Here is an 11,564-nt window from a genome sequence, read left to right as displayed (position 1 = left end):
CTCGACCACCTGTCCGGCGGGCGTTTCACCCTCGGCCTCGGCTACGGCTGGAACGTGGAGGAGGCCGCCGACCACGGCGTCTCCTGGCGCACCCGCCGCGACCTGGTCCGGGACCGGGTGCGGCTGATGCAGGCGCTGTGGTCGGAGAAACCCACCGCCTACGAAGGGGAGTTCGGCAGCGTACGGGCCAGCCTCGCCCACCCCAAGCCCGTGCAGGAGCCGCGCGGCCCGGTCGTCGGCCCCCGCACCCTCGTCGGCGGGGCCGCCGGACCCAAACTGTTCGCGCACATCGCCGAGTACGCCGACGGCTGGCTGCCCATCGGCGGGCGCGGGCTCACCGCGTCGCTGCCCGTGCTGCGCTCGGTGTGGGCGGACGCCGGCCGCGACCCGGCCGCCCTCCAGATCGTCCCGTACGCCGTCCAGCCCACCCCCGGCAAGCTCGCCCACTACGCCGAACTGGGCATCGAGGAGGTCGTGGTGCAGCTGCCGCCCGCCGGGGAGGCGGAGGTGCTGCGCGCGCTCGACGCCTGCGCCCCCCTCGTCACGGGCGGCACCCCGCAGCCGTGATCAGCGCGAACGTATGCTCAAGGGATGACGACTTCCGCGACCTCCGGAACCGGCCCGACCGAGAACTCCATGCGTCGCGCCCTCAAACGCGCCCGGGACGGCGTCGCCCTCGACGTCGCCGAGGCGGCGGTGCTCCTCCAGGCACGCGGTGAGGACCTGACCGACCTCGCCGCCTCCGCCGCCCGGGTGCGGGACGCGGGCCTGGAGGCGGCGGGCAGGCCCGGCGTCATCACGTACTCGAAGAGCGTCTTCATCCCCCTCACCCGGCTGTGCCGGGACAAGTGCCACTACTGCACCTTCGCCACCGTGCCCGGCAAGCTGCGGCGTGCCGGGCACGGGATGTTCCTGTCCCCCGACGAGGTACTGGACATCGCCCGCAAGGGTGCCGCCCTCGGCTGCAAGGAAGCCCTGATCACCCTCGGCGACAAGCCCGAGGACCGGTGGCCGGAGGCGCGCGAGTGGCTCGACGCGCACGGCTACGACGACACCATCGCCTACGTCCGGGCCGTCTCCATCCGCATCCTGGAGGAGACGGGCCTGCTGCCCCACCTCAACCCGGGCGTCATGACGTGGACGGACTTCCAGCGGCTCAAGCCCGTAGCCCCGTCCATGGGCATGATGCTGGAGACGACCGCGACCCGGCTGTGGTCCGAGCCGGGCGGCCCGCACTTCGGCTCACCGGACAAGGAACCCGCCGTCCGGCTGCGGGTGCTGGAGGACGCCGGCCGCTCCTCCGTCCCCTTCACCTCCGGACTGCTCATCGGCATCGGCGAGACGTACGAGGAGCGCGCGGAGTCGCTGTTCGCGCTGCGGAAGATCGCCCGCGCCTACCACGGCATCCAGGAGCTGATCATCCAGAACTTCCGCGCCAAGCCGGACACGGCGATGCGCGGCATGCCGGACGCCGAACTGGACGACCTGGTCGCCACGGTGGCCGTCGCCCGGCACATCATGGGCCCGTCGGCCTGCCTCCAGGCCCCGCCGAACCTGGTCGACAGCGAGTACGAGCGGCTGATCGGCGCCGGCATCGACGACTGGGGCGGGGTCTCCCCGCTGACCATCGACCATGTCAACCCCGAACGCCCCTGGCCGCAGATCGAGGAACTCACCGCGCGCTCCCGGGCCGCCGGCTTCGAGCTGCGCGAACGCCTCTGCGTGTACCCGGAGTTCGTCCGCCGCGGCGAACCCTGGCTGGACCCGCGGCTGCGCCCGCACGTGTCCGCCCTCGCCGACCCCGAGACGGGCCTCGCCCTCCCGGACGCCCCGGTCCGGGGCCGGCCCTGGCAGGAGCCGGAGGAGGTCTTCACCGCCACCGGCCGCACCGATCTGCACACCTCCATCGACACCGAGGGCCGGACCGGCGACCGGCGCGCCGACTTCGACGAGGTGTACGGCGACTGGGAGGCCCTGCGCGAGGCGGCGGCCCCCGGCATGGCCCCGGAGCGCATCGACGCCGACGTCCGCGAGGCGCTGCGCACGGCGGCCGACGACCCGACCCGGCTGACCGACGCCGAGGCCCTCGCCCTGCTGCACGCGGACGGCCCGGCGCTGGACGCGCTGTGCCGGGTGGCCGACGACGTCCGCAGGGCCGCGGTCGGCGACGACGTCACCTACATCGTCACCCGCAACATCAACTTCACCAACGTCTGCTACACCGGCTGCCGGTTCTGCGCCTTCGCCCAGCGCCGCACGGACGCGGACGCGTACACGCTCTCGCTGGAGCAGGTCGCGGACCGCGCGCAGCAGGCGTGGGACGTGGGCGCGGTCGAGGTGTGCATGCAGGGCGGGATCCACCCGGACCTGCCGGGCACCGCGTACTTCGACATCGCCCGGGCGGTCAAGGAGCGCGTCCCGGGCATGCACGTGCACGCCTTCTCCCCGATGGAGGTGGTGAACGGCGCGACCAGGACCGGGATGTCGATCCGGGAGTGGCTCACCGCCGCCAAGGAGGCCGGTCTGGACTCCGTCCCCGGGACGGCGGCGGAGATCCTGGACGACGAGGTGCGCTGGGTGCTGACCAAGGGCAAGCTGCCCACGGCCACCTGGATCGAGGTGATCACGACCGCGCACGAGCTGGGCATCCGCTCCTCGTCCACGATGATGTACGGGCATGTGGACCAGCCCCGGCACTGGCTCGGTCATCTGCGCACGCTGGCCCGGATCCAGCGGGAGACGGGCGGCTTCACCGAGTTCGTGACGCTGCCGTTCATCCACACGAACGCGCCGGTGTACCTGGCGGGGATCGCGCGTCCGGGTCCGACGATGCGGGACAACCGGGCGGTGACGGCGATGGCCCGCCTCCTGCTCCACCCCTGGATCCCCAACATCCAGACGAGCTGGGTGAAACTGGGCACCGAGGGGGCGGCGGAGATGCTCCGCTCCGGCGCGAACGACCTGGGCGGGACGCTGATGGAGGAGACCATCTCCCGCATGGCGGGCTCCTCCTACGGCTCGTACAAGTCGGTCCGTGACCTGGTCGCGGTCGCCGAGGCGGCCGGCCGCCCCGCGAAGCCGCGCACCACGCTGTACGGCGCGGTCCCCGAGGAGCGGCAGCGGGCGGCACAGGCGTCCGACGGGCACCTGCCGGATCTGCTGCCGGTCCTGGACTGAGCCCTCTCCGGACGGGCCCTCGCCGGAACTGAGTACGATGATCCGACCCCTGTGCCGAGAAGGGGACCCGTAGCGGAGGAGATGCGTCCCGTGGCTGCCCGACTGCCCTCGTGGGCCTGGGTCACCGGTCTGACGGCGGGGGCGACCGCGGTCGTCGTCGCCCTCGCCGTACAGGCGGACCACGGGCCGCGTCCCGCGGCCGCCGTCGTCACACCCAGCGCGTCGGCGTCCGCGACCCCGCACGCGTCCCTCACCCCGGAGACGCCGAAAGTGCCCGCCCTGCCGGACCGGTCCGGCGAGGGGCGCCGGATCGTGTACTCGCTCGGCGCGAAGCGGGTCTGGCTGGTCGACGCGACCGGCAAGCCGATCCGCACGTTCACCGTGTGGCCGGGCACGGTGAGCCCGCAGCCCGGCCGCTACTCGATCACGCTGCGCACCCAGTCCCTCAAGGGCTCGGACGGCGTGGAGATCGAGCACGTCATGTACTTCACCAAGGTGGACGGCGTGAACGTGGCCTTCTCCAACGCCCTGGACGGCGCCTCCCCGCCCCCGGCGAACGGTCAGAAGCTGGGCGGCATCCGCCTGCACAAGCAGGACGGGGCCGCCCTGTGGGCCTTCGGCGACCAGGGCACGCGGGTGGCGGTCGTCAACTAGCGTCCCGGCGGCCGGACGGCAACTGGTTGACGACCAGCGCCACTCCGGCCAGCAGGAAGATCCGGGTCGCGGCGTCCAGGCCGTTCCACGACTTCGACTGCCACATCGCGAACCACTCGCCGCCGATCGCGATGAACCCGGCGCCGAAGAGCAGCAGGAGCATCAGCAGACCGTAGGTGGACAGCCGCCGGGCACGGTCGTGATCCCGCCGCGCCCACAGCCAGGTCCCCCAGATCAGGAGCAGGGCGGCCGCCGTCTCCCACGCGATGATCAGGACGTAGGCGGTGTCCTGGAGCGCGGTGCTGGTGACGGCCCGCCACATCAGGTCGTCGTCCCGGAACGTCGTGTCCATCGCCAGCACATGCCGTACGAACTGCTGGTTCGTCCCGAAGTCGGTGATGTTCCCGAGGGCGACCAGGGCGATGTACAGGGCGAGTATGCCGGTGAGCACACCGGCGGCAAGGCTGTGGCCGGTGTGGCGCGTGGGGGTGGTGGTCATGGCTGGATTCTCCCCGGTGGCCGCCCCGCTTCGCCGTACGCATTGCGCCAGAATCCGGCCGGGGACCACTGAACGGACCGTTCCCGGTCGATTACAGTGCTGGGCGTCGTACAGACGGTCGGTGCCGTGGGGAGGTCTGGTGGGGGCGACATCCGGTGCCGTCTGGGGCCGTGCCGAGCAACAGGACTTCCGCAGCAGGGTGCGCGGCACGCTGCTCGGCGCCGCGGTGGGCGACGCGCTGGGCGGGCCCGCCGACTCCCTGTCCCTGGACGAGATCCGGACCGCGTACGGCGGCGAGGGGCTGCTGGACCTGGCCTTCGGCCACGGGCGGCGCGGCACCGTCACCCACCACACTCAGCTGACCCTGTTCACCGTGGACGGGCTGATACGCGCCCAGGTGCGCCGCGACACCGGCGCCTGGCATCCGCCGACCGATCTGCACCGGGCCTATCTGCGCTGGGCGGCCACCCAGCGGGACTGGGGGCCCGACGAACGCCGCAAGGACGACGGGTGGCTGGCCCGCGAGGAATGGCTGTACGCCCGCCGGGACCCGACCCGCGCGCTGCTCATCGGCTTCGGCGACGCCACCATGGGCACGCTGGAGTCCCCGAAGAACCCGGACGAGCTGGGCCCGGAGGCGGTGGCCCGCTCCGCGCCCTTCGGCCTCCTGGTCGGCTGGGAACCCCAACTCGTCGTCCAACTGGCCGTGGAGTGCGCGGCGCAGTCCCACGGCCACCCCATCGCCTACCTGTCGGCGGGCGCGTACGCCGTGATCGTGCACGCGCTGGCCCGGGGCGACAGCCTGGACGGCGCCGTGCAGCGGGCCCTCGCCCTGCTCGCCGTCCGCCCCGGCCACCAGCCGGTCTCCGACGCCCTCCAGCACGCCCTGGGCGCGGTACGGCAGGGGATACCGACACCGGCCCGGGTGGAGGAGCTGGCCGGCGACGGCACGGCGGACGGGCTGCTGGCCGCGGCCGTGTATTGCGCGCTGGTGGGGGAGGACGTACGGCACGGGCTGTGCCTGGCGGTGAACCAGAGCGGCCCCTCCGCCGCCGCGGGCACCCTCACCGGCGGTCTCCTCGGCGCCCTGCACGGCGAGACGGCCCTCCCCCCGGCCTGGCTGGCCGAACTGGAGGGCCGCCCCACGATGCTGGAACTGGCCGACGACTTCGCCATGGAGATGACCCAGGGTCCCGCCCTGCACGGCCCGGCGGGCTCGTCCCCGGGCTGGCTGGCGAGATACCCGCGGGCGTGAGCGCCCCCGAAGGGGCGCGGGGCCGTTATCCGGGTGCGGCTGTGCCGGGTGGGCGCGGCCGGCCACGCACGACCCGCACGCGACGAACCGGCAGCACCCCCTACGGCGCCACCACGTCGTCCCCCGCACCTGCCCGCACCGGCACAGCCCGCGCGGCGTCACCGTCGGTGTTGACCTTCTCGATGACCGCCAGCCGCTCCGGCGTGTCCTCCGGCTTCAGGTAGCCGATGAGGACGTACAGCACCAGGGAGACCGCGAGTGGGACCGAGACCTGGTACTGGAGCGGGACGCCACCGTCGATCTGCCAGCTGATCGGGTAGTTGACCAGCCAGAAGGCCAGCAGGCCCGCCCCCCAGCTGACGAGCGCCGCCGTCGGACCGGAGCGCCGGAACGGGCGGAGCAGACCGAGCATCATGGGGATCGCGATCGGCCCCATCAGACCGGCCACCCACTTGATGACGACCGTGATGATGTCCTTGAAGGCGGGCGAGTTGACCTGCGTCGCGACCGCCATCGACAGGCCGAGGAAGACGACCGTCGTGACCCGGGCCGCGATCAGCCCGGAACGGTCGCTCCAGGCCCGTGCCCTCGCCCAGATCACCGGCGCGCAGTCCCGGGTGAAGACGGCCGCGATGGCGTTCGCGTCGGAGGAGCACATCGCCATGGTGTGCGAGAAGAACCCGACGATGACCAGGCCCAGCAGGCCGTGCGGCAGCAGCTGTTCGGTCATCAGGGCGTAGGAGTCGGAGCCGTCCGGCTTCTCCGCGTGGACCAGCAGCGGGGACATCCACATCGGGAAGAACAGGATCACCGGCCAGACCAGCCAGAGGACCGCCGACAGCCGGGCCGAGCGCTCGGCCTCGTGGGCGCTGCCGGTGGCCATGTAGCGCTGGGCCTGGTTGAGCATGCCGCCGTTGTACTCGAAGAGCTTGATGAACAGGAACGCCAGCAGGAACACCGTGCTGTACGGGCCGACCAGCGGCTTGCCGTGGCCCTGCAGCGCGGGTTCGTCCCAGGCGCCGAGGAAGCCGATGTCCTTGTCGTTCAGTTTCACCACGACCGCGACGAACATCGACAGGCCGGCCAGCAACTGGATGATGAACTGCCCGAGTTCGGTGAGCGCGTCCGCCCACAGCCCGCCGATCGTGCAGTAGACGGCGGTGATCGCGCCGGTGATGAGGATGCCCTGGTTCAGCGAGACGCCGGTGAACACCGACAGCAGGGTGGCGATCGCCGCCCACTTGGCGCCCACGTCCACGATCTTCAGCAGCATCCCGGACCAGGCGAGCGCCTGCTGCGTCGTCAGGTTGTAACGGTTCCTCAGGTACTCCAGCGGGGAGGCCACATGGAGCCGGGAGCGCAGTCGGTTGATGCGCGGCGCGAACAGCTTCGACCCGATGGCGATACCGAGTGCGATGGGGAAGGACCAGGTGATGAAGGAGGTGACGCCGTAGGTGTAGGCGATGCCCGCGTACCCGGTGAACATCACGGCGCTGTAGCCCGACATGTGGTGCGAGATGCCGGAGAGCCACCAGGGCATCTTGCCGCCGGCCGTGAAGAAGTCGGAGACGTTGTCGACGCGCTTGTGCGACCAGACGCCGATCGCGACCATCACACCGAAGTAGCCGATGAGCACGGCCCAGTCGAGACTGTTCATGTGCCCGATCGTGGGTCTGCTCACATGAACACGACAAGCAAGGGGAAGGTCAAGTCACGGTAAAATCGTTCGTTGTGGTGACTTCCGTTCAGGTGAGTGAACAGCCCCGACTGGTCGGCCGCCGCGGGGGATCAGGGGCGGGTGCAGATGACGCGGGCGAAGAACGTGAACGGCCGGCCGCCCTTGTTCGTGGCACGCACGGTCCACCCCGTGCTCGTCGGATACGACTCGTTGAACTGCACGTCGGGGTTGCCGAGCCCGCCGCCCCCGGTCGGCACCTCGCCGGCGTCGGGGCACTCGACGTGAGCGGTGCCCGTGAACCCGTGGCCCAGCGTGGTGCCGAGGCTGGACCGCGCGCTGTGGGGCGTGTCGGTGCACACCACCTGGGTGGCGATGGTCTGCTCGAACGCCGAGTGGTGGAAGGCCTGGACGCCCCATTCGCCGCTGCCGGGGTCGGACGACCGGCTCACGTACAACCGGCTCGCTCCTCGGGGGCCGCCGATGTTCCCGCCGCCGGTGGACACCGTGCCGGCGGGACAGGACGCCCGGGCGAGCCCCGACTGCCCCGCCGGTACCCGCACGGACGGGATGCTCGACCGGCGGGTGTGGCGCTGCGGGGTGCAGATCGCCACGGGGGTGACCGTCTGCGGGCTGTTGGACTCGTTGCAGACCTCGGCGTCCCAGCCGGCCAGGGACCAGGAGGCGGTGATGAGGACTCCGCCGCCCGTGGTCCGGACGCCGCCGCCGGAACTCTGCTCGGGCGACTGGCACGGGACGTTGACGTCGATCCCGGAATGGGGAGCCACGGTCGAGGAGCGCCCCACCGTGATGGTGTGCGGGGCGCGCAGCCGCGCCTGCGGCGGGTCGGCGCCGGCCCCGGTGCACAGGGCGGTGGCGCAGAGGGTGCCGGCGGTGCCGAGCGCGGCCGGTCGAAGACGGCCCATGGTGACTTCAGGTGATCGAGCGGGCGAGAACGTCAAGGCCGGCATCCCTCACGCACACAAACGAACACACAAAGTCACCGACATGGGTGACGGCGAAAACCGGCCTACCTCATCAGCTCCCCGGCGTTCACGAGCAGCGACTGCCCCGTGATCGCCCGCGCCCGGTCGGAGGCGAGGAACACCGCCGCGTCCGCCACGTCCCCGTCCGTCGCCGGCTCCGGCAGGGCCATCCGCTCGGTCAGTCGCCCCAGCACCACGTCCTCCGCCACCCCCTCGCTGCGCGCGGTGAACCGCACGTAGGCCTGCACCGGCGGCCCCCACATCCAGCCCGGCAGCACGGTGTTCACCCGGATCCGGTCCGGCCCCAGCTCCCGCGCCAGCGCATACATCGCACTGGTCAGCGCCCCCTTCGAGGCGGCGTACGCGGCCTGCCTGACCTGCGAGGGCGCGGCCACGGCCGACTGCGTCCCGATGAACACCACCGACCCGCCCCCGCGCGCCCGCAGCGCCGGCAGGCAGGCCCGGGTCATCCGCAGCGTCCCCAGCAGGTTCACGTCGAGGACCGCCTGCCAGGTCGTGAAGTCGGCGTCCGCCAGCCCGCCGAAGTACGTGTCGAAGGCGGCCACGTGCACCACCGCGTCGATCCCGCCGAACCGCTCCCGCGCCAGCGCCGCCAGCGCCTCGCACTGCCCCTCGTCGGTGATGTCGGCCGCCCGGTACGCCGTGCGTGTGCCGTCCGGATCGATGTCCGCCGCGCATCTGGCGAGGTTCGCCTCCGTACGGGCGCCCAGGACGGCGTTCCCGCCGTCCCGCACCACGGCGGCGGCGACCCGGTGGCCGAGCCCGGCGCCGACCCCGGAGACGACGACGGTCCTGCCCGCGAGCAGCGGCATGGCGGCCTCCCGTACGAACCCTGGCGCTTTGTCTGACGGGCCGTCAGAGTATGGGCGACCGCAGGAAAGGGGAACCGCATGAGCGAGGACACCCGCAGCGAGCGGTACGCCGAGCTGGCCGCCGTGGGCCCGTACGGCGTCCGCCCCGGCCATGCCCTGATCACCATGGTCGAGCCGCACCCCGGCCACGAGTACGCGTACAACCGCTGGTACGAGGACGACCACTACTACGCCGGCGCCATGGCCATGCCCTGGATGTACGCGGGCCGCCGCTGGGTGGCGACCCGGGAACTGCAACTCCTGCGCTACCCGGAGAAGTCGGCGGTCGCCCGGCCGGTCACCGCCGGCTGCTACCTCTCCACCTACTGGATCACCGCCGGCCGCTACGACGACCACATGAGGTGGACGGTCGCCATCAACAAGCGCCTCAACCGGGACGCCCGCGTCCACCACGCCCGTACCCACGTCTTCACGGCCTTCCAGGACCACGAGACGACGGTGTACCGGGACGGCGCCGCCGGGCCGCGGGACTTCCACGCCCTCGACCACCCCTACGCGGGCCTGGTCCTGGAGGTGATCGACACCGACTCCCCGGAGCAGCGGGCCGGACTGCTGGAGTGGCTGTCCGCCCGGCACCTCCCGCGCCGCCTCGCCGGCTCCCCGGCCGCGCTGGTCACGGTCTTCCGCCCGACCCCGCTGCCGGGCGACCGCATGACCTACGTCCAGCAGGTCGAGGGCGTGAACACCCGGCTGACGCTGCTGTGGTTCCTGGAACGGGACCCGCGGGAGTGCTGGGCGGAGCACTTCACCGGCCTGGACGAGCAGGTGGCCGCCTCCGGGCTGGGCCGGGTGGAGCTGGCGGCACCGTTCGTCCCGACGGTGCCGGGCACGGACACCTACGTCGACCGGCTCCGCTGAACCGTCACGGCTGCTTCAGCTCGGCGGGGCAGGGCGTGCCGCGCGGCAGCTGGTACGGCGCGGCCACCCGGTACGTCCCGGGCTTCGGCGCGTGCAGCACGGTCCACTTGTCCCCCTCGACGTCCTCCGGCGTCGCCATCAGGCACGCCTTGGTCTTCTCGTAGGGCTGGCTCTTGCCGTGCTCGTCGACGACGCTCAGCCACGGCGAGTACGGGATCCGTATCAGGATCCGCCCGGCCTTGCTCACCCGCAGCGTCATCTCGCCCTGCTCGGCCCGGTCCACCACCGCGTTCGGCTCGGCGAGCGGCGTGGGGTCGGTCATCTTGAACAGCTGCCAGTTGGCGTCGCCCCAGATCTGCTTCAGGTACGGCAGTCCGCGCCGCAGCAGCTGCCGCTCGCGCTGGCCGCCGTCCCCGTCCGGTTCGCCCTTGGGCAGCACCACGAAGTGCACGGCCCACCGCTGGAGCCACTCGTGGTAGTTCGCCGAGTTGAGGGTGTCGTCGTAGAAGAGCGGGTTGCGCTCCATGTCGGCCTGCCGGTTCCAGCCGCGGGCCAGGTTGACGTACGGCGCGAGCCCGGAGGCCTCGCGGTGCGAGCGGGCCGGGACCACCTCGACGCGGCCCTTCGCCGCGCCGACCTCCTGGAGCTCGTTGACCAGCGGTGCCAGCTCGCGGGACAGGGACGCGGCCCCCGCCGTGTGGATGATGTCGTCGACCGACTTGAAGCCGATCCAGCCGACGAAGCCGAGGAACGCCAGCACGGTCACGTACCACTTGCGGGTCTTCGGCACGGTGTACGGCAGGACCGCGATCAGAGTGGCGCCCGCGAACAGCATCGGCAGCCGCGAGATGTTGGACCCGATCTGCGAGCTGATCAGCCACACCAGGACCACGCCGAGGCTGTAGACGGCGGCCGTCAGCCGGACGGTCACCCACTCCTTCGGCACCAGGAACAGGCACAGCAGTCCGTACAGCAGCGGCAGGACCACCGAGCCGAAGCCCATCGGCTGGGTGCCGGAGAACGGGAACAGCCAGGCCGACACCGCGACCACCGCGGACGGCGCGAGCCCCAGCGCCCACGCGCCCGGCCGCCGCTTCTGCAGGAACAGCGCGACCGCGACCAGGCCCACGAACAGCCCCGCGACCGGCGAGGCCATCGTGGCCAGCGCGGCCAGCGGGGCGGCGACCAGAGCCTTCGCCCAGCGCTTGTACCGCCACCGGTACGGCCAGCAGAACACGGCCGCGACCGCGCCGAGCGCGAACATGGTGCCGAGCCCGAAGGTGACCCGGCCGGAGATCGCGTTGCAGATGAGCGCGAAGACCCCGGCGAGCGCGGCCCACAGCGGGTTCCTCACCGCCCGGCTGCGGATCAGCACCAGCGTCAGCAGGCCCGCCGACACCGTCCCGGCGATCATCATCGTCGTACGGACGCCGAGGACCGACATCAGATACGGCGACACCACGCTGTACGACACGGGGTGCATGCCCCCGTACCAGGCGAGGTTGTACGCCGAGTCCGGGTGCCGGCCGACGAACTCCGCCCACGCGTCCTGCGCCGCGAGATCGCC

Annotated in this window: 10 protein-coding genes; 5 read left to right on the top strand and 5 right to left on the bottom strand. The window is 72.1% G+C overall.

Annotation, left to right across the window (positions count from 1 at the left end; genetic code table 11):
- The 3 genes from CCN44_RS20965 to CCN44_RS20955 form a co-directional block, all read left to right on the top strand.
- Positions 1-567 (top strand): LLM class flavin-dependent oxidoreductase (locus CCN44_RS20965; protein WP_143649886.1); only part of this gene is annotated, 567 nt, incomplete at its 5' end.
- 24 nt (positions 568-591) lie between these two features.
- Entirely contained in the window at positions 592-3,177 is a 2,586-nt protein-coding gene (locus tag CCN44_RS20960; protein WP_086698548.1) for a bifunctional FO biosynthesis protein CofGH, read from the top strand.
- A gap of 90 nt (positions 3,178-3,267) precedes the next feature.
- A complete protein-coding gene (locus tag CCN44_RS20955) occupies positions 3,268-3,831 on the top strand; it encodes a hypothetical protein (protein WP_086698547.1) in 564 nt (187 codons plus the stop codon).
- On the opposite strand, the gene CCN44_RS20950 is transcribed toward CCN44_RS20955, so the two are convergent.
- Positions 3,824-4,330: a DUF2165 domain-containing protein gene (locus CCN44_RS20950; RefSeq protein ID WP_086698546.1), complete on the bottom strand. Its 507-nt coding sequence runs from the start codon at positions 4,328-4,330 to the stop codon at positions 3,824-3,826. The genes CCN44_RS20955 and CCN44_RS20950 overlap by 8 nt on opposite strands.
- Before the next feature lie 139 nt (positions 4,331-4,469).
- On the opposite strand from CCN44_RS20950, the gene CCN44_RS20945 reads away from it, so the two are divergent.
- Positions 4,470-5,585 carry an ADP-ribosylglycohydrolase family protein gene (locus CCN44_RS20945; RefSeq protein ID WP_086698545.1) on the top strand — a complete coding sequence of 372 codons (1,116 nt, stop codon included), beginning with the start codon at positions 4,470-4,472 and terminating at the stop codon, positions 5,583-5,585.
- Between the two features lie 100 nt (positions 5,586-5,685).
- Here CCN44_RS20945 and CCN44_RS20940 read toward each other — a convergent pair whose 3' ends face one another.
- From CCN44_RS20940 to CCN44_RS20930, 3 genes are all read right to left on the bottom strand, one after another.
- Positions 5,686-7,242: a sodium:solute symporter family protein gene (locus tag CCN44_RS20940; protein ID WP_086698544.1), complete on the bottom strand. Its 1,557-nt coding sequence runs from the start codon at positions 7,240-7,242 to the stop codon at positions 5,686-5,688.
- A gap of 131 nt (positions 7,243-7,373) precedes the next feature.
- Complete coding sequence (locus tag CCN44_RS20935) at positions 7,374-8,186, bottom strand: hypothetical protein (protein ID WP_086698543.1); 813 nt, start codon at positions 8,184-8,186, stop codon at positions 7,374-7,376.
- A gap of 104 nt (positions 8,187-8,290) precedes the next feature.
- Positions 8,291-9,079: an SDR family oxidoreductase gene (locus CCN44_RS20930; protein WP_059250653.1), complete on the bottom strand. Its 789-nt coding sequence runs from the start codon at positions 9,077-9,079 to the stop codon at positions 8,291-8,293.
- 78 nt (positions 9,080-9,157) lie between these two features.
- On the opposite strand from CCN44_RS20930, the gene CCN44_RS20925 reads away from it, so the two are divergent.
- Entirely contained in the window at positions 9,158-9,997 is an 840-nt protein-coding gene (locus CCN44_RS20925; RefSeq protein WP_059250655.1) for a hypothetical protein, read from the top strand.
- A gap of 4 nt (positions 9,998-10,001) precedes the next feature.
- On the opposite strand, the gene CCN44_RS20920 is transcribed toward CCN44_RS20925, so the two are convergent.
- On the bottom strand, positions 10,002-11,564 hold a 1,563-nt coding region (locus CCN44_RS20920; protein WP_086698542.1), incomplete at its 5' end, for a hypothetical protein.

The organism is Streptomyces tricolor (assembly GCF_002155905.1).
GTDB classification, from domain to species: Bacteria; Actinomycetota; Actinomycetes; order Streptomycetales; family Streptomycetaceae; genus Streptomyces; species Streptomyces tricolor.
This window is presented reverse-complemented; position numbering and strand designations above follow the sequence as displayed.